At 73.2% G+C, this 18,205-nt stretch carries 16 protein-coding genes, 1 tRNA gene and 1 riboswitch; of the genes, 1 reads left to right on the top strand and 16 read right to left on the bottom strand.

Translation table 11 applies throughout. The annotated features are described in order from the left end of the window. Positions 1 to 45: 45 nt before the first annotated feature. The 16 genes from fdhA to ACH9D2_RS06470 all read right to left on the bottom strand — a co-directional run bounded on the left by fdhA (position 46) and on the right by ACH9D2_RS06470 (position 17,101). A complete protein-coding gene (gene fdhA / locus ACH9D2_RS06545; protein ID WP_396362033.1) occupies positions 46 to 1,263 on the bottom strand; it encodes a formaldehyde dehydrogenase, glutathione-independent in 1,218 nt (405 codons plus the stop codon). A gap of 237 nt (positions 1,264 to 1,500) precedes the next feature. Further along, a tRNA-Ala gene (locus ACH9D2_RS06540) sits at positions 1,501 to 1,576 on the bottom strand. 117 nt (positions 1,577 to 1,693) lie between these two features. Beyond that, positions 1,694 to 2,098: a ribosome silencing factor gene (gene rsfS / locus ACH9D2_RS06535; protein ID WP_396362032.1), complete on the bottom strand. Its 405-nt coding sequence runs from the start codon at positions 2,096 to 2,098 to the stop codon at positions 1,694 to 1,696. A gap of 101 nt (positions 2,099 to 2,199) precedes the next feature. Beyond that, the gene (locus ACH9D2_RS06530) at positions 2,200 to 3,249 is read right to left on the bottom strand and encodes a hypothetical protein (RefSeq protein ID WP_396362031.1); all 1,050 of its coding nucleotides are present in this window, start codon (positions 3,247 to 3,249) and stop codon (positions 2,200 to 2,202) included. Continuing rightward, positions 3,249 to 3,929, bottom strand: coding sequence for a nicotinate-nucleotide adenylyltransferase (gene nadD, locus ACH9D2_RS06525; protein WP_396362036.1), 681 nt, complete (start codon positions 3,927 to 3,929; stop codon positions 3,249 to 3,251). The genes ACH9D2_RS06530 and nadD overlap by 1 nt, the downstream gene beginning before the upstream one ends. 61 nt (positions 3,930 to 3,990) lie before the next feature. After that, complete coding sequence (locus ACH9D2_RS06520; protein WP_396362030.1) at positions 3,991 to 4,239, bottom strand: hypothetical protein; 249 nt, start codon at positions 4,237 to 4,239, stop codon at positions 3,991 to 3,993. 125 nt (positions 4,240 to 4,364) lie between these two features. Beyond that, the gene (locus tag ACH9D2_RS06515; protein ID WP_396362029.1) at positions 4,365 to 5,723 is read right to left on the bottom strand and encodes a glutamate-5-semialdehyde dehydrogenase; all 1,359 of its coding nucleotides are present in this window, start codon (positions 5,721 to 5,723) and stop codon (positions 4,365 to 4,367) included. After that, complete coding sequence (proB, locus tag ACH9D2_RS06510; RefSeq protein WP_396362028.1) at positions 5,720 to 6,973, bottom strand: glutamate 5-kinase; 1,254 nt, start codon at positions 6,971 to 6,973, stop codon at positions 5,720 to 5,722. The genes ACH9D2_RS06515 and proB overlap by 4 nt, the downstream gene beginning before the upstream one ends. 114 nt (positions 6,974 to 7,087) lie before the next feature. Continuing rightward, on the bottom strand, positions 7,088 to 8,653 hold the full coding sequence (gene obgE, locus ACH9D2_RS06505; protein ID WP_396362027.1) for a GTPase ObgE: 1,566 nt from the start codon (positions 8,651 to 8,653) through the stop codon (positions 7,088 to 7,090). A 154-nt stretch (positions 8,654 to 8,807) separates the two neighbouring features. Then, on the bottom strand, positions 8,808 to 9,065 hold the full coding sequence (rpmA, locus tag ACH9D2_RS06500; RefSeq protein WP_017834601.1) for a 50S ribosomal protein L27: 258 nt from the start codon (positions 9,063 to 9,065) through the stop codon (positions 8,808 to 8,810). A 59-nt stretch (positions 9,066 to 9,124) separates the two neighbouring features. Further along, the gene (gene rplU / locus ACH9D2_RS06495; RefSeq protein ID WP_396362034.1) at positions 9,125 to 9,436 is read right to left on the bottom strand and encodes a 50S ribosomal protein L21; all 312 of its coding nucleotides are present in this window, start codon (positions 9,434 to 9,436) and stop codon (positions 9,125 to 9,127) included. 220 nt (positions 9,437 to 9,656) lie between these two features. Next, the gene (locus tag ACH9D2_RS06490; protein WP_396362026.1) at positions 9,657 to 11,177 is read right to left on the bottom strand and encodes a bifunctional hydroxymethylpyrimidine kinase/phosphomethylpyrimidine kinase; all 1,521 of its coding nucleotides are present in this window, start codon (positions 11,175 to 11,177) and stop codon (positions 9,657 to 9,659) included. Next, complete coding sequence (gene thiE, locus ACH9D2_RS06485) at positions 11,174 to 11,857, bottom strand: thiamine phosphate synthase (protein WP_396362025.1); 684 nt, start codon at positions 11,855 to 11,857, stop codon at positions 11,174 to 11,176. The genes ACH9D2_RS06490 and thiE overlap by 4 nt, the downstream gene beginning before the upstream one ends. Further along, positions 11,854 to 12,678: a hydroxyethylthiazole kinase gene (gene thiM / locus ACH9D2_RS06480; RefSeq protein WP_396362024.1), complete on the bottom strand. Its 825-nt coding sequence runs from the start codon at positions 12,676 to 12,678 to the stop codon at positions 11,854 to 11,856. The genes thiE and thiM overlap by 4 nt, the downstream gene beginning before the upstream one ends. Before the next feature lie 42 nt (positions 12,679 to 12,720). Continuing rightward, a riboswitch (TPP riboswitch) is annotated at positions 12,721 to 12,814 on the bottom strand. 166 nt (positions 12,815 to 12,980) lie between these two features. Then, on the bottom strand, positions 12,981 to 13,715 hold the full coding sequence (locus ACH9D2_RS06475) for a nuclear transport factor 2 family protein (RefSeq protein WP_396362023.1): 735 nt from the start codon (positions 13,713 to 13,715) through the stop codon (positions 12,981 to 12,983). Positions 13,716 to 13,894: 179 nt separating this feature from the next. Further along, positions 13,895 to 17,101 (bottom strand): Rne/Rng family ribonuclease, encoded by a 3,207-nt coding sequence (locus tag ACH9D2_RS06470; RefSeq protein ID WP_396362022.1) that lies wholly within the window; start codon positions 17,099 to 17,101, stop codon positions 13,895 to 13,897. A 427-nt stretch (positions 17,102 to 17,528) separates the two neighbouring features. Here ACH9D2_RS06470 and ACH9D2_RS06465 point away from each other — a divergent pair, with 427 nt between their 5' ends. Continuing rightward, positions 17,529 to 18,161: a vitamin K epoxide reductase family protein gene (locus ACH9D2_RS06465; protein ID WP_396362021.1), complete on the top strand. Its 633-nt coding sequence runs from the start codon at positions 17,529 to 17,531 to the stop codon at positions 18,159 to 18,161. Positions 18,162 to 18,205: the final 44 nt, after the last annotated feature.

Raw genomic sequence — 18,205 nt, 5'->3', positions numbered from 1 at the left:
GGGCGTCCGGTCCGCTCCGCCCCGCGGGCGCTGGGGGCCTGCCGGCTAGTTCTTGATGTAGCCGTTGGGGTTGAGCACGTACTTGGTGGCGGCTCCGGCGTCGAACTCGGCGTAGCCCTGCGGCGCCTCCTCCAGCGGGATGGCCTTGGCGTTGACGGCCTTGGCGATCTGGATCTTGTCGTGCAGGATCGCCATCATCAGCTGCCGGTTGTACTTCATGACCGGGCACTGCCCGGTGGTGAAGGCCAGGGACTTCGCCCACCCCGTGCCGAGGCTGATGGACAGGGAGCCCTGCTTCGCGGCCTCGTCCACGGCCCCGGGGTCCCCGGTGACGTACAGGCCGGGGATGCCCAGGGCTCCGCCGGCGGCAGTGATGTCCATCAGGGAGTTCAGCACGGTGGCCGGCGCCTCGTGGGAGGCGTCCTTGCCGTGCCCGCGGGCCTCGAAGCCGACGGCGTCCACGCCGCAGTCGACCTCCGGGACGCCGAGGATCTGCTCGATCTGCTCGGCGGGCGAGCCCTTCGAGACGTCCACGGTCTCGCAGCCGAAGCTGCGCGCCTGGGCCAGCCGCTCCTCGTTCATGTCCCCCACGATCACCACCGCGGCCCCGAGCAGGTGGGCCGAGGCCGCCGCCGCGAGGCCCACCGGTCCGGCGCCGGCGATGTAGACCGTGGAGCCCACGCCCACGCCGGCCGTGACCACGCCGTGGTAGCCGGTGGGCAGGATGTCGGAGAGCATGGTCAGGTCCATGATCTTCTCCAGGGCCTGGTCCCGGTCCGGGAACTTCAGCAGGTTCCAGTCCGCGTAGGGCACCAGCACGTACTCGGCCTGCCCGCCGACCCAGCCGCCCATGTCCACGTAGCCGTAGGCCGAGCCCGGCCGGTCCGGGTTCACGTTGAGGCAGATGCCGGTCTTGCGCTCCTTGCAGTTGCGGCACCGCCCGCAGGAGATGTTGAAGGGGACGGAGACGATGTCCCCGACCTGGATGAACTCGACGTCCGGTCCGCACTCGATGACCTCGCCCGTGATCTCGTGACCGAGGACCAGGTCGGTCGGGGCCGTGGTGCGTCCGCGCACCATGTGCTGGTCCGAGCCGCAGATGTTCGTGCTCACCGTCCGGAGGATGACCCCGTGCGGGACCTTCCGGCCGATGTTGGCCTCGTTGATCCCCGGGGCGTCCTTGAGCTCGAACTCGGGGTACTCGGTGTCGATGACCTCGACCTTGCCGGGCCCCTTGTAGGCAACCGCTCTGTTCCCTGCCATCTTGACCTCTTCCGTGGTGGATGTCCGTCACGGACCTCCACGGTGGATGGCCACCGTGGACGTCCTCGTCTCCGACGGAACTCGTCACACTGTGACCCGGATCTCACTGTGAGCCAGGTCACGGAGAGCGGCCGCCGGTGGTGCTGACGCTAACAGGACGCGTCAACGAGCGGAAGGGAGGAGGTTGAGAAAGCGAAAGAGCCCGCCCCGCGCAATGCGGAACAGGCTCTTTCTTCCTGGTGGAGCTGAGGGGACTCGAACCCCTGACCCTTTGCATGCCATGCAAATGCGCTACCAGCTGCGCCACAGCCCCAGGTCGTTGCCTCGCAAGAGGCTATCACAACCTCGAAGGCGTCCTTGACGGTCACCCTCTTCCGGTTGATCCAGCACCTCGCTGGGCAACGCATTCATAGTAGGCAGTCGATCAGGATCAAGGCAAATCGTCGGCGGCGGGCGCCGGCGCGGCCTGGTCCGTGGCCGCTCCGAGTTCCACCACGGGGCTGTCCCGCCACAGCCGTTCGAGGGCGTAGAACGCCCGGTCCTCGTCGTGCTGGACGTGGATCACCACGTCGCCGTAGTCCAGGAGCACCCAGCGCCCCTCGGAGCGGCCCTCGCGGCGGATCGGGCGCAGCTCGAGCTGCTCGACCAGCTTCTCCTCGATCTCGTCGACCACGGCGTTGACGAGCCGCTCGTTGGAGGCGGAGGCGACGAGGAACGCGTCGGTGATGCCCAGGGCCTCACTGACGTCGAGGGCCACGATGTCGTGGGCCTGCTTGGCGTCGGCCGCGGAGGCCGCGACCCGGAGGATGGAGAGGGAGAGATCGTTGACAGTCAAGAAGGATCCTTTCCCGGCGAACCGGAGGTTCCGTCCCACGGGGACGGATGGAGTGGTCGAGTGGTGCAGGGACGAGTGGTGCAGGACAGCAGGCGGTGTGCTCAGAGCACGAAGAGCACGAGCACGACGACAAGGGCGGCGAACACCGCCAGCAGGAGCAGGACCCACCAGGCGCTGCCCGTCCGCCGCCGGTACTCCCGCCGCTCGAGCAGCTCGAGCCCTTCGGCGGTGTCGGCCGGCACGGGCGGGGCCGGCGGCTCCTCCTCGGCCTCGGACCACGTCGCCGCTCCCGGAGCGGGCCCGGGCGAAGCGGGCTCGGGCGGGGCCTGCGATCGCTCCTCGGCGCCCACCGGGGCCTCGTGGTCGGCGGCCGGAGCGGGTGCCACCGACGTGGCGGCGTGCGAGCCGTGGTGCTCGGCGTGCCCGGGCGCGACGATCTCGATGTGCGTGAGCGCCGCCAGGTCCTCCGGCGCGAGCCGGTTGCTGAACAGGGCGGGGTCGACGTGCACCGGGTCGTGGGACACGTGCCCGTCCGGCCCGGCCGGACCGCCGCCACCGGGGAACACGACGGTGATCTGCTCGAGCGGCTCCTGCGGGTCCTCCGGCGGCGCCGGGGATGGCGGTGCGGAAGGAGGCTCCGCGGGCGCCGGGGCGACCGGCTCCTGGACGGCGGTGCCCGTCCCGGGGTCGGTCTGGGCCGCCCCGGCCTGGGCCGCGAGCTCCGCGAACCGGCGCTGCTTCTCGAGCAGCTCGGGGTCCGCAGGACCGCCGGCCTCCTCCAGCTCGCGGGCTCGCTCGGCCAGCTCGCGCTGCAGGCGGGCCAGCCGCCGCGGGCCGAGGGGCTTGGCGGGGCGGACCGGGACGGCGTCCTCGCCGAGGTCGATGACGGGGGCGGGACCGGACGGCACCCGCCGCCCTGCGGGGGTCCGGTCGTCCTCCCGTCCCGGGGAGCCGGGCGCCTCGTCCTCGCCGGGGTCCCGACCGGACGGCACCGGCCGCCCTGCGGGGGTCCGGTCGTCCTCCCGCTCCGAGGAGTTCTGCACCGCGTCCCCGCCGAGGTCGATGACGGGCCCCGAGGGCACGGGCGGCGGCTCCTGCGGCCGGTCCTCCCCTCGTTCCGGGGTGTCCCGCACGTCGTCCTCCCCGGCCATCAGGGCGCCTTCGTCGAGGCGCTGCGGGCGCCGACGTGGTCCGTCGTCGCCCCGTCCCCGGTGCGGAGGTAGAGGCCGTACTTGTTGATGTACTGCACCACGCCGTCGGGCACGAGGTACCAGACGGGCTTGTGCTCTGCCACGCGGGCACGGCAGTCGGTGGACGAGATCGCCATCGCGGGCACCTCGAGGAGGTTCACGCCGCTGGAGCCGACGGGCGCGGCGAGGTCGTGTCCCGGCCGGGTGACGCCCACGAAGTGCGCGAGTTCCCACAGCTCCTCCGCGCCCTTCCACGTCAGGATCTCCGCCATGACGTCGGCGCCCGTGATGAAGAACAGGTCCGCCTCAGGGCGCTGGCGCTTCAGGTCCCGCAGGGTGTCGACCGTGAACGTGGGTCCGTTGCGCTCGATGTCCACCCGGCTGACCGTGAACCGGGGGTTGGAGGCCGTGGCGATCACCGTCATGAGGTAGCGGTGCTCCGCGGGGCTCACCGCCCCGGCCGCCTTTTGCCAGGGGTGCCCGGTGGGGACGAACACGACCTCGTCGAGGTCGAACTCCCCCGCGACCTCGGACGCGGCCACGAGGTGGCCGTGGTGGATGGGATCGAACGTCCCGCCCATGACGCCGAGCCTGGTGCGGCCCGGTGTCCGGGGCGGGACGGCCGTGCCCGTCAGGGGCAGGTCCCGGGGCCGGGCGGCGGTGTCCTGCGGAGCGGTCGTCACGACGGTGGGGTTCCCCGGCTCAGGCGTGGCGCTTGGCGGCGTACTCGTCGAGCATGGCGCGCTCGTCCGCGGGCAGGTCGGCGGGATCCTCGTGCCGGCCCACCTCCGGGCTGAGGCTCCGGTTGGCGTAGGACAGCGTCACCACCAGGAGACCGATCAGCACGACGAAGACGGAGACGCCCCAGACCCACGCGGGAACTCCGGGCTCGGCGGCGGCGTGCCCGCCCTCGGCGGCGGCGAGGACGGTGGTGACGGTCTGCTGGAACATGGGGATCCCTTCTCGTGCCGACTCAGCGGCGGGGGTGGTCGGTGAGCGGCCCGGGCCGCATCGGCCGGCGGGCCCGGACGGCTCTCATCGTACTGAATCCGCGGCGGGCCCGCCGCGTCCGCGGCTCAGGTGCGGACGTGCCCGTCGCCCTGGACGATCCACTTCGTGGTGGTCAGCTCCTCCAGGCCCATCGGCCCCCGGGCGTGCATCTTCTGGTTGGAGATGCCGATCTCGGCGCCGAGGCCCAGCTGGCCCCCGTCGGTGAACCGGGTGGAGGCGTTGACCATGACCGCGGCGGCATCGATCTCCGCCACGAACCGCTCGGCGGTGGGGAGGTCGTTGGTGACGATGCCCTCGGTGTGCCGCGTGGTCCAGCGGTCGATGTGCTCGAGCGCCTCCTCGACGGAGTCGACGACCTTGACGGCCAGGTCCATGGACAGGTACTCGGTGGCCCAGTCCTCGTCCGTGGCGCGCAGGTGGTGGCTGCCGGCGGGCAGCATGGACTCGGCCCGCTCGTCCACGTGCAGCGTGACGCCGGCCCGGTCGAGGGCGGCCAGCACGGCGGCCCCGTGCTCGAACCCGCTGTGCAGCAGGAGGGTCTCCGTGGTGTTGCACGTGCTCGTGCGGTGGGTCTTGGAGTTGAGCACGACGTCCACGGCCATGTCCTTCGACGCCGAGCGGTCGACGAACAGATGCACGTTGCCCTCGCCGGTCTCGATGACGGGGACCTTGGCGTTCTGGACGACGGACTGGATGAGCCCGTGCCCGCCGCGCGGAATGAGGACGTCGACCTTCCCGCGGGCCGCCATCAGCGCATTCGCGCCCTCGCGGCCGTACTCGTCGATGCTCTGGACGCAGTCCACGGGCAGCTTCACGTCGGCGAGGGAGTCACGGATGATGCCCACGAGGGCCCGGTTGCTCTCCTCCGCGGCCGAGCCGCCGCGCAGCAGCACCGCGTTGCCGGACTTCAGGGCGATGCCGGCGATGTCCACGGTCACGTTGGGGCGGGCCTCGTAGATGGCCCCGACCACGCCCAGCGGAACGCGCACCTGGCGCATCCGCAGGCCGTTGGGCAGGGTCGACCCGCGGACGAACCCGCCGATGGGGTCGGGCAGGGCGGCCAGATCGCGCAGGCTGTCGGCCAGTCCGGTGATCCGTTCGGGGTCCAGCTTCAGCCGGTCCAGGAGGGCCGCGGAGGTGCCGTTCACGCGGCCGCGCTCGAGGTCCTTGGCGTTCGCGGCGAGCACCGCCTCCTGCTTGCGCTCGATGCGGTCGGCGATGGCGAGCAGCGCCCGGTCCTTCCAGGCCCGGGTGGCGCGGCCGAGGATGCGGGCGGAGGTCCGGGCGTCGTCGGCCATCGCGGACACGCCGGCGACGGGATCCTCCCCGAAGGTGGCGATGACGCCATGGTCGGACACGACCGCCTTGTCGGTCGTGCGGGTGGCTTCGTCGGTGGTCACGGAATCGTGTGCGGCGGAAGTCATTTCTTCAGTTTAGTCCGTGCGCCGCGTGCCCGCAGGACCACGAGGTTGTCCACGTGCACGAGCTCCCGGCTGTAGTCGTCGCCGAGCTCGTCCGCCAGCACGGAGGTGGACTTGCCGAGCATCGGCGGGATCTCGTCCGAGGAGTAGTTGCTCAGCCCGTGCGCGATCTCCTTGCCCGCGGGGTCCCGCAGCGAGACGGGTTCGCCGGCCTCGAAGGTGCCGGACACGCCGATGACCCCGGCGGCCAGCAGGGAGTTGCGGTCGCGGATCGCGTCGACGGCGCCCGGGTCCAGGGTCAGGGAGCCCTTGATGTCCGCGAGGTGGGCCAGCCACAGCAGCCGGACGTTGCGACGCCCGCCGGAGGTCGCGAACCAGGTGCCGACGTCCTCGCCGTCCAGGGCGCGGGTGATGTTCTGGGCCGAGGTGACGAGCGCGGGGATGCCCGAGGCCGCCGCGATGCGCGCGGCCTGGACCTTGGTCACCATGCCGCCCGAGCCCACGCCGGCGGCCCCGACCGAGCCGATCTGCACGCCCTCCAGGTCCTTGATGGGGTCGTTGACCACCGGGATCCGCTCCCCGCCCTTGCGGGGGTCCATGGTGTAGAGGGCGTCCACGTCGGAGAGCAGCAGCAGCACGTCGGCCTTGATGAGGTGGGCGATCAGGGCGGCGATCCGGTCGTTGTCGCCGAACTTGATCTCCTGGCTGGAGACGGCGTCGTTCTCGTTGACGATGGGCAGCACCCCGAAGTCCAGGAGTCGCTCGATCTGGCGGTGGGTGTTCTTGTAGTGGCTGCGGCGCATCAGGTCCTCGGCGGTGACCAGCACCTGGCCCACGGTGACGCCGTAGCGGGCGAAGGACTCGATGTAGCGGCCCATGAGCAGCCCCTGGCCCACGGCGGCGGCGGCCTGCTTGCCGGCCAGGTTCTTGGGCCGGCGGGACAGCCCCAGCGGCGCCAGGCCGGCCGTGATCGCACCCGAGGAGACGAACACGATCTCGATGCCGCGGGCCTTCGTCTCGCCGAGGGCGTCCACGATCATCCGCACGGCCTGCTCGTCGATCGAGCTCTCGATGGACGTCAGCGAGGAGGAGCCGACCTTGACCACCACGCGGTGGGCGCGCGGGATGTCCTCGCGGTTCTCGATCGGGCTGCGCCGGTTCTTGCCGCGGTTCTCGCTGCTGAGCTGGACCGCGGACTTCTCCGCGACCTCCTCGAGCTGCTCGACGTCGATCTCGTTCGTCTGCTCGTTCATCCTGGGCGTCTCCCTCGTCCGGTGGGCGTCGTCGGTGTGTCGGGTCAGTCGTTCGTGGGGTGGTGGCCGCGGGTCGAGCCGGACGTGCGGTCGGGGCGCGTCCCGCGGGTGCGGTCAGTCGTCGGTGCCGGGCTCCTCCTGGGCTTCTCCGCGCCGGGCGTCGACCGACTCCGTCCACACCCCGGCGGTTCGCTCGGCCTCGAGCTCAGCGCGGGCGGCGGCCTTGGCGTCCTTGCGGTCCTGGTACTGCTGGCGCTTCTGCTCGCGGGTGGGGCGGTCGATGTCCGCGAAGCGCAGGTCGGTGCCACGGGGCCCGGCCAGCAGCTCCGCGCCGCCGACCATCGTGGGCTCCCAGTCGAAGACGACGCCGTCGTCCTCGGGCCCGATGAGCACGGCGTCGCCGGGACGGGCGCCCTGCTTGAACAGCTCCGACTCGACGCCGAGCTTCGCGAGCCGGTCGGCGAGGTAGCCGACGGCCTCCTCGTTGTTGAAGTCCGTCTGCAGGATCCAGCGGTCGGGCTTGTCCCCGCGCACGTGCCACAGCGGCTCGAGGTTGCGCTCCTCGCGGGTGATGGTGAACTCGGGCCCGCGCACCCCCTTGGGGCGCAGCACGACCCTCGGCGCCTCCGCCGGGGCCGGACGGGCGGCCCGGGCCTGCTGCACGACCTCGCCCATGGCGAAGGTCAGCGGTCGCAGTCCCTCGTGGGAGGCGGTGGAGATCTCGAACACGCGGTAGCCGCGGGACTCGAGCTCGGGCCGCACGAACTCGGCGAGCTCTCGGGCCTCGAGGACGTCGATCTTGTTGAGCGCCACGAGGCGGGGCCGGTCGTTGAGGGGTACCGCCTGCCCGCCGTCGAGGTCGCCGTCGACGGCGTAGCCGGCGAGCTCCGCCTCGATCGTCTCGAGGTCGGAGATCGGGTCGCGTCCGGGCTCGAGGGTCGCGCAGTCGAGGACGTGCACGAGCGCGGCGCAGCGCTCGACGTGGCGGAGGAACTCCAGTCCCAGGCCCTTGCCCTCGGAGGCGCCGGGGATCAGGCCCGGGACGTCGGCCACGGTGTAGCGCACGTCCCCGGCCTGCACCACGCCGAGGTTCGGGACGAGCGTGGTGAACGGGTAGTCGGCGATCTTGGGGCGGGCCGCGCTGATCGCGGCGACGAGGCTGGACTTGCCGGCGGAGGGGTAGCCGACCAGGGCGATGTCGGCGATGGACTTCAGCTCCAGGACCACCTCGCGGGCCGAGCCCGGCGTGCCGAGCAGCGCGAAGCCCGGGGCCTTGCGCTTGACCGAGGCCAGCGCGGCGTTGCCCAGCCCGCCCTGTCCGCCGGGGGCGGCCACGAACTCGGCGCCCTGCCCCACCAGGTCGGCCAGGACGTTGCCGTCCCGGTCTTTCACCACGGTGCCGTCCGGGACGGACAGGACGAGGTCCTCGCCCTTGTGCCCGTGGCGGAGGTCGCCCTTGCCGGGGCCTCCGTTGGGGGCGGACTGGTGGGGCGCGTGGTGGTAGTTCAGCAGCGTGGTGGTCTGGCCGTCCACGCGCAGCACCACGCTGCCGCCGTCTCCCCCGTTGCCCCCGTCCGGCCCCCCGAGCGGCTTGAACTTCTCGCGGCGGATGGACACGCAGCCGTGCCCCCCGGAGCCGCCGGAGACGTGCAGGACGACGCGGTCGACGAAACTGGCCACGGGGAACTCCTCTGGTCAAGAACGGACGGGCCCGCGCACGGGCCGCGTTAAGACTGTAGAGGGCGGGCGCTGGACGCACCCACCCTCTACAGATCAAACAATGGGTGGCGCGGGTCGGGACCCGCACCGGGACCGGCGGAGCCGGTCCTTCCGACTACTCGGCGGCAGCCTGGATGTTGACGACCTTGCGGCCACGGCGGGTGCCGAACTCGACCTGACCGGCGGCCAGGGCGAACAGGGTGTCGTCGCCACCGCGGCCGACGTTCAGTCCGGGGTGGAAGTGGGTGCCGCGCTGCCGGACGAGGATCTCGCCGGCGTTGACGGTCTGGCCGCCGAAGCGCTTCACGCCGAGGTACTGCGCGTTCGAGTCGCGACCGTTGCGAGTGGAGCTCGCGCCCTTCTTGTGTGCCATGAGGTGTGCCTACCTTCGGGTCTTTACTGGCTGGTGGAGTCTGGAGGGTACCGGGCCGGTCAGGCGTCGATGCCGGTCACCTTCACGGTGGTCAGCTCGGCACGGAAGCCCTGGCGCTTCTTGTAGCCGGTCTTGTTCTTGAACTTCTGGATGGAGATCTTCGGACCGCGGAGGTTCTCGACGATCTCGGCCGTGACCTTGACGCTCGCCAGGGTCTGGGCATCCGAGGTGATCTCGTCCCCGTCGACCAGCAGCAGGGCAGGGAGCTCGATGGTGCTGCCTGCTCCGCCGGCGACGCGGTCGAGGGTAACGAGGTCTCCGACGGAAACCTTTTCCTGGCGGCCGCCAGCGCGGACAATCGCGTACACCACTTGGGAACTCACTTCTCTCGACGTCATGTGTAAACAGTGTGGGTCGAGCGCATACCTGTCAGGACCAACGACGTTGAGACGAGCTGCCGGTGACCGGCCCGTGGGACTAGGCCGAGGTCAGCGCAGGTTCGCCGCAATTCAGGAACTGCACCCGCATGTGCCGCCAGGTGGGGTGTCGAGTTTTTACACGCGCGCACCGGCAGGGCACCGAAGAGCAAGACTACTCGATCCGGTCATCACCCGCCAACCGGCACTCCGTTCCCGGCGCGGCGAAGAAGTCCCGCTCGAGCGCGCACGCCTCCAGGAACACCTCCCGCATCCGTTCCCTGACGTCCGCCGGGGCCCCGCGGGCGGCGTCGTCGAGCAGCCGCCGGGCCGTGCGGGTGGCCGCCTGGAACCCCTCGTCCGCGTACGTGGCCAGCCAGTCCGCGTAGGGGTGCTCGTCGGGCCCGCCGGCCGCCGCGAGCTCGCCCAGGTGGCGCCCCACGTCCGCGTACACCCAGTAGCACGGGAGCACAGCAGCGAGGCCCACGGGGTAGGGCTCCGCGGCGGTGGCCGCGAGCAGGAAGGTCGTGTAGCGCCGCGTCACCTCGCCGAGCCCGCCCCGGGCGCCGTCGTCCCCGGCGTGCCGCAGCCGGGCCCGGTGCAGCTGCGCCTCGGTCTCGGTGCAGGACACGGCGCCGGCCGCGAAGAACAGCCGCTGCTCCTCGTCGGGCGCCTTGGCGGCCAGGAGGGCGAGCGCCCGGCTGTAGCCGTCGAGGTACTGCAGGTCCTGGTCCAGGTAGGCGAGGAAGCGGCCCTGCTCGAGCCGGCCGTCGCCGAGGCGGCGGACGAACTCGAGCTCCTCGATCTCGCGCCGCACGGCCGCGGAGGCCTCCCACAGCTCGTCGCTGAACCGCTCCGGCGCCGTCCCCCAGGTCTCGAGGGCGTCCTGGACGTGGTGGAAGTGGTGGACGGGGCCGCTCCCGTGGCCGACGGAGAGCTCCCCGGAGGCCTCGAGGGCCCCGCGCAGCCAGTCCCGGGCGATCCGCAGGCTCCGGGGCCAGTCCCCGTGCCGGGCCTGGAGCGTGGCCAGGGCCGAGGAGAGGGAGCACCCGGTGCCGTGCGAGTTCTCGGTGCGCACGCGGGCGCCGTCGAACGCCACGAGGGGCTCCGGGTCGTCCGGGCCCACGAGGGCGTCGGGGGTCCGGTCCCCGGTGAGGTGCCCGCCCTTGACGAGCACCAGGGTCCCGTGGGCGCGGGCCAGGCGGTGGCCCTGCGCGAGGGCCGCCTCCCACGACGACGCCGTGTCCTCCCCGGCGAGCACGGCGAGTTCCTGCAGGTTCGGGGTGATCAGGTCGGCGAGACCCAGCATGGAGCGCAGTGCCTCCTCGGCGTCGGGCTCGAGCAGGCGCCCTCCGGAGGTCGCGACCATGACGGGGTCCAGGACCACGACCGGCGGCCGGTGGGTCCCGAGCCACCGCGTGACGGCTTCGATGACCGGCACGGAGCCGAGCATCCCGATCTTCACGGCGTCGATCTCGACGTCCTCCGCGACCGCGTCGAGCTGGGCGGTGAGGAACTCGACGGGCGGGACGTGGATGGAGCGCACGCCCACGGTGTTCTGGACGACGACGGCGGTGACGGCGCTCATCCCGTAGCCGCCCATCGCGGCGATCGACTTGAGGTCGGCGTGCTGGCCGGCCCCGCCCGTGGGGTCGGTGCCGGCGACGGCCAGGACGCGGGGCACGCGCGGGGTCACGGGGCCACCTCCTCGGCGGGCACGGCGGCGAAGGCCCGCGCGTAGCGGGCGGCCGCGGCCGTGGGGTCGGGGTGGGCGCAGATCCCGGAGACCACGGCCAGCCCGGCGGCGCCGGCGGCGCGCAGGGCGGGGGCGTCCTCGACCCGCACTCCGCCGATGGCCAGGCACGGCAGGGTGGCGCGGGCCGCGGCGCGGGCGAAGCCCTCGAGGCCCAGCGGCGCGGGGTGGTCGGGCTTCGTGCGGGTCGCCCGCACCGCTCCGACGCCCAGGTAGTCGACCGTGCCGGCGGGCAGCGCGGAGGCGGCGTCGAGCTCCTCCGCCGTGGCGGCGCCCAGGCCGAGCACGGCGTCGGGACCGCAGATCCGCCGGGCGAGCGCCACGGGCAGGTCCGACTGGCCCACGTGCACCCCGGCCACGGGGGCGCCGGCCGCGCGGGCGGCGAGGTAGACGTCCGCGCGGTCGTCCACGAGCACGGGCACCTGCCGGCCCACGCGCTCGGCGACGGCCGTCAGCAGGGCGACGAGTTCCCGGACCGGCGCGTCCTTCTCACGGACCTGGACCATGGTGGCGCCCCCGCGCACGGCGGCCGCCACGACGTCCGGGACCGTCCGGGGCGCGCTCAGGACGCTGTCCGTCACCAGGTGCAGGGACAGGGCGGCGGGGTCGATACGCGGGCTCACCGGGCGTCCTCCTCGCGCACGAGCCCCGCCCGGGCGGCGATCCGCTCCGGCGTCACGGCGTGCAGCCGGTCCAGCAGCGCCACGGCGAAGGACCCGGGCCCGGCGGAGTCGGCGGCCGCGTCCTCGGCCGCGAGCGTGTACACCGTGGTGGCGGCCACGGCCGCCGCGGCCGGGTCCGCGCGCACGGCGGTGAACGCTGCCATGAGGGCGCCCAGGGCGCAGCCGCCGCCGGTGATGCGGGTCAGCAGGTCCGTGCCGTGCGGGACCCGGACGACGGTGCCGTCCGGAGAGCGCACGAGGTCCACGGGCCCGGACACGGCCACCGCCGAGCCGGCCCGCACGGCGAGCGCGGCGGCGGCGTCCCGGGCGGCGTCGACGCCGTGGGTGGCGTCCGTGCCGCGCCCTCCCGTGCCGCCGGCGAGGGCCATGACCTCGGAGGCGTTGCCGCGCACGATCGCCGGCCGGAGCTCGAGCAGGTCACGGGCCAGCGCGGTCCGCACGGGCAGGACGCCCACCGCCACCGGGTCCAGGACCCACGCCCGGCCCGCGCGGCGCCGGGCCCCGACCGCCTCGTAGGCGGCACCGCGCTGCTCGGCGGTGGGCGTGCCGGTGTTGACGAGCAGACCGTCGGCGAACTCGGCGAAGACCCCGCCCTCACCCTGGATGTCGGTCATCGCCGGGGACGCACCCACGGCGAGCAGCGCATTGGCGGTGAAGTTGGTGACCACGGCGTTGGTGATGCACTGCACGAGCGGAGCCGCGGAGCGCAGGTCCTCCAGGGCCGCGGCGGCGTCCTCGGCGAGCGCGGGGTCCGGTGGCACCGGCCGGGCGGCTCCTGGTGTGCGGGCGGAAGTGGGTACGGCATCGCGCATCTGCGACATCCCTTCGCTAGTACTGGCTAGATCAGGTTCGACGGGTGTGTTCTCAGCCGCTCGAGCGGCACCCCGTGTCAGTTCGTCCCACCAGTCTAGTGGTCGAGGGAGCCCGGACGAGGAGGGCCCGGCGGCGGGGCCGGGGCTCCGCCGCTGGCCTGACCGGCGGGGCGGCCGCCCGGACGAAGGGGCACGCTCGTGATCCCCTCCCCCGGCCCAGCACCGTCAGGCTGCGAGAGAGATCCTCACAGTCAGAAGAAGCCGTTCCCGTGCGGCATCCGCTCCGGGACGGGCTGGCAGACCTCCCAGTGCTCGAGGATCCGACCGTCCGCCACCCGCCACAGGTCGTAGCAGCCGGCCGGGACGGGGTCGCCGTGCTCCGCACCGCCGTTGCCGCGACCGAGCAGGGCCTCGGTGACGGTCAGCACGAAGTCGCCCTCACCGAGCACCCGGCGCAGGGTGCCCCGGGTGATCCGCTCGTCCGGGTCGGCACCGTGCTCCACGTAGCGCGGGTCGCGGGCCAGCTCCTCGAGGGCGTCCCGGTCGGCACCGATGAGCCGTTCGTGCACCCACTCGGTGAGCAGGGCCTTGTTCGCGGCCGTGCGCTCGTGCCCGGTGGTCTCCCGGGGGCCGTCGGTCCGGCGCCTCCCCGCGGATCCGCCGGGCAGAGGTGCCAGGGCATCCCAGTGCTCGGCGATCTTCCCGTCCTCCACGCGGAAGACGTCCACCGCCACCGTGGGCTCGGGGCCGAAGCCGTGGTACACGCAGTGGACCGCGACCATGTCGCCGTCCTCGAGCACCCGCAGGGGCTCGAAGCGGAAGTCGTCGGGCAGCTGCTGGAACATGGCTCGGAGCCCCTCCGTGCCGTCGGGCGCGAGCGCGGAGTGCTGCCGGTAGTCCGGGGCCCAGTGCCGGTCGACGGACGAGGCGTCCCGGTCGCCGAAGAGTTCGCGGCCCGCGGTGAGTACGATCTGTTTGCTGCTCATGGCCATCCCCTGGGCACTGCGGGCCGGGGTTCCGACGGATCGGCCCGGTCGGTCGGCCCGCATGTCGTGCGTCCACGCTACCCGGGCCGTGCACGGCCCGACAGGGATGCGGACCGTGTGACGACGGAGGACCCCGACCGTGCTGGTCGGGGTCCTCCGTCGTGCTGCGGCGGGGCGGCTCAGCCCTGCTCGGCGGGCCGGCCGCTGGTGAGGTCCTCGGCCTTGACGCCGACGCCGACGACGGTCGGCGTCCGCCCGGAGGACTCCTCCGGGGAGCGCTGGGCGACGGCCTTGGCCTCGTGCCGGGCGCCCTCCGCGGTGGCCGCCCGGCCGGCGGTCACCTCGGCCTCTCCCGCTCGGGCCGCCGGAGCCGAGGCCCGCCGGGAGCGACGGCGCGGGCGCGCCGGCTCGGCGTTCGCCTGCTCCGGAGCCTGTACCGGGGCGGGAGCCTGCTGCGCCGTGCTCTCCCGCGCGGCGTTCTCCTGCTCGCCGGTCCCCGCACGATCGTCCTCCGCCGCGGTGTCCTGCTCCGCGGTGTCCTCCGCGGCGGTTTCCTCAACAGCGGTGCCGTCCTGGGGAGCGGAGGCGTCTTCCGGCGCCTTGTGCTCGAAGGCCTCCGCGAGGGAGTCCAGGCTCAGCGGCCGGGCCTCGGCGGGCTCCTCCACGGGGGCGTGGCCCTGCGGCAGCTCGATGACCTCGCCCTTGATCGTCAGGCGCGAGCCCTGCTCGGCCGGCGACCCGTCGGCGGGGACCTGGTCCGGTGCGGCCGGGACGGGACTCTCCTCCGTCTCCTGCTGCTGCTCTGCCACGTCCGTGCCCTGACCGCGGTTGCGGCTGCGCTTGCCGCGCCGCTTCTTCCGGGAGCGTCCCGAGCCCTCGGCCCGGGACTCCGCCGGCGGGGCGGTCTCCTCGGCGCGGGCCTGCTCCTCCGCGGCGGCCTCCTCGTGATGGGTGGCGGCGGCGATGGTCGCGAACGCCGTCCGCGCGGCCTCGGCCTTGGCCTTCTCCGCGGGATCCGGCTCGCCGGAGCGCTGCTCCGTCCGGGCAGGCTGCTGCTCGTTCCGGCCCCCGCGGCCGCGCTTGCGCTCCGTCCGGTTGGGACGCTGGTCGCGGGACTCCCCCGTGGCGCCGCCGGAGCGGCCCTCGAGCGGGTGGTCGTGGACCACCACGCCGCGACCGGCGCAGTGCTCGCACGGCTCGGAGAACACCTCGAGCAGGCCGGTGCCCATGCGCTTGCGCGTCATCTGCACGAGGCCCAGCGAGGTCACCTCCGCCACCTGGTGCTTGGTGCGGTCCCGGCCCAGGCACTCCACCAGCCGGCGCAGCACGAGATCCCGGTTGGCCTCGAGCACCATGTCGATGAAGTCGATCACGATGATCCCGCCGATGTCCCGCAGCCGCAGCTGCCGCACGATCTCCTCGGCGGCCTCCAGGTTGTTCTTGGTGACGGTCTCCTCGAGATTGCCGCCGGAGCCGGTGAACTTGCCGGTGTTCACGTCGACCACCGTCATCGCCTCGGTCCGGTCGATCACGAGCGAGCCGCCCGAGGGCAGGAAGACCTTGCGTTCGAGCGCCTTCTGGATCTGTTCCTCCACGCGGTAGTTCACGAACAGGTCCTCGTCCTCGTCCCACTTCTTGAGCCGGTCGAGCAGGTCCGGTGCGACGTAGGTCACGTACGCCTCGATGTTGTCCCACGCCTCCTCGCCCTGGACGACCATGGTGGTGAAGTCCTCGTTGAAGACGTCGCGGACCGTCTTGATCGTCAGGTCCGGCTCCGCGTAGAGCATCTCGGGCGGAAGCGTCTTCGTCGATCCGGCCCGCTCCTGGATCTGCTCCCACTGGGCGCGCAGCCGGTTGATGTCGTGGGTGAGCTCCTGCTCGGAGGCCCCCTCGGCGGCGGTGCGCACGATGACTCCCGCCCCGTCCGGCAGACGGTCCTTGAGGATCTTCTTCAGCCGGGCGCGCTCGACGTCGGGCAGCTTCCGGGAGATCCCGGTCATCGACCCGCCCGGGACGTAGACCAGGTACCGGCCGGGCAAGGAGATCTGGCTCGTGAGCCGGGCGCCCTTGTGCCCCACCGGATCCTTGGTGACCTGGACCAGGACCGAGTCCCCGGACTTGAGCGCGACCTCGATCCGGCGGGGCCCGCCCTCGAGCCGGGACGCGTCCCAGTTGACCTCACCGGCGTAGAGCACGGCGTTGCGGCCACGGCCGATGTCGATGAACGCGGCCTCCATGGACGGCAGCACGTTCTGCACCTTGCCCACGTAGACGTTGCCGATCAGGGAGTCCTGCTGGGTGTGCGAGACGAAGTGCTCGGCCAGGACGCCGTCCTCCAGGACGCCGATCTGGATCCGGTTGTCCTTCTGCCGGACCAGCATCTGCCGCTCGACGGACTCGCGGCGGGCCAGGAACTCCGCCTCGGTGATCACCTGGCGGCGGCGGCCGGTCTGGCGGGACTCGCGCCGGCGCTGCTTCTTGGCCTCGAGCCGCGTGGAGCCCTTCACGGCCACGACCTCGTCGACCGTGGCGGCCTCCGCGGCGCGGGGAGCCCGGACCCGGGTCACGGTGTTGGGCGGGTCGTCGTCGCTGCCGCCCACGAGCTCCATGTCGACCTCGCCGCGGCGGCGGCGTCGACGGCGCCGGCTGGTCGTGCCACCGCCCGCGTCCGGTCCGGCCTCTTCGCCCTCGTCGGCGAGCTCCGCCGTGTCCGGCTCCTCGGGGCCGTCGCCCGGGTCCTCGGCGGAGGCGTTCTCCTCCTGCTGGCGGCGCCGCGCCTCCCGGCGGCGGGCGGCGCGCTGCTGGGCGGCCTCGCGCAGCTCGTCGAGGTCCGGAGCGTGGAACATCAGCGAGGTCGCCGTCACGGCGGCGGCCAGCGCCGTGCGCGGCTCCTCCTCGTCGGTGTCCTCGTCGGTCTCCCGGGGCCGTGCCTCCCCGGCACCGCTCGTCGCGTCCGAGGCCGGCGTGGACGGCGCGGCAGGGGCGTCGGCCCCGGTGCCCAGGTCCTCGGTCTCGCCGGCGGGCTCGACGCCCTCGGCGGCCTCCTCGGCACCGGGTGTGCCGTGCGCGGGGCTCCCGGGCGCGGCGGCCTCCTCGGCCACCGCACCGGGGCGCTCGTCCCCGGGGACCGCGGTCCCCGGGGCGACGTCGAGGGTGTCGGTCCCGGCGGCGTCACCGGTGTCCGGCTCGGCGTCCGGCGCGGGGGCCGGGGCCTCCGACGGATCGTCGAGGACGTCGCCCGGCGCGTCGGCCGGAGTCGCGGGGGCGGTGTCCTGCACCACTCCCCCCGCCTCCGGGAGGTCCGCGCGCGCGTCGTCCGATGTGTTCTGCTGACCAGCGTCCAGGGCGTCCTGCGCCCCGGCCTGGTTCACCTGTTCGGCATCCATATACAGCTGTGCTCCTGCCGCGGTACGCCGTCCGTACCCGGTCCCCGCAGCGGCTTGGTCGGCGTATCGCCGGTGGGGGTCCACGCGGCGGCCAGAAGTCCTGTGCGTACCCGCCGCGTCCCGCACACCTCGCGAACGGGCGGGGACGGCAACGAGCCAGTCCGGGGCTTCGAGCCGCTGCTCACGAGGGCAACGGTCTTGAGCCGGCGGCGGACGCGCTCAATCCGATGAGAGCCGCGGGTCCTGCCGACCTGGGGTCGAAGTCCGACTGGGCCGAGATCCCGCGTACGGGCGGGCTCGACCGTGGCCAGTATCTCACAGACGCCCCGGTCCGGCCCGGATTGGCCTCGTCACGGCCCGCAACCCTCCGGCGGTCCTCCGCGGCGGGGCCTCGGAGGGCCCGGGGCGCATCGCCTAGGATCGGCGTGTGACCTCCACTCCGTCCGCCCTCGACGACTCCCCCGCCGTGCTCCGCGGTCACGACGCCCGCGCCGACCGGCGCTGGGGCCTCGTGGCTCTCGTGACCGCCCTCCTCGGCTTCTACGGCGCCGCCACGCTCGTGTACGAGCGGCTCCAGCTCTTCCTCGACGCCGGGCACCGCACCAGCTGCGACATCAACTCGTGGCTGTCCTGCGGCACCGTCATGCGCACGCCGCAGGCCGAGGCCTTCGGCTTCCCCAACCCCTTCATCGGCATCGTGGCCTACGCGGTGGTCGTGGCCGTGGCGCTCGCGGTGCTCGCCGGCGCCCGGTTCGCCTCCTGGTACTGGTGGGGGCTGCAGCTCGGGGTGACCCTCGGCTGGGTGTTCGTGCTGTGGCTGTGGTGGCAGACCACGTTCGAGATCAACGCCCTGTGCCTGTACTGCATGCTCGTGTGGGTGATGCAGACCGTCCTGGTCGTGCACACCACGGCCCGCAACCTGGGCGCCGGGGTGCTGCCGGCGCCCGCCGGCGTGGCGCGGGCCGCCGAGCAGTGGGCGTGGTTCGTCTCCGCCGCCCTGCTCGTGCTGATCTTCGGGACGGTCCTCGTCCGGTTCGCGGGGGTCATCTTCCCGGCGTGAGCCGCGCCGGTCCCGGAGTGCTCCCGGGCCCGACGCCGACGGCC

Source organism: Kocuria rhizosphaericola, assembly GCF_044462205.1.
GTDB lineage: Bacteria > Actinomycetota > Actinomycetes > Actinomycetales > Micrococcaceae > Kocuria > Kocuria rhizosphaericola.
Note: the sequence above shows the minus strand (reverse complement) of the source record. Positions and strands in the feature narration are given on the sequence as shown.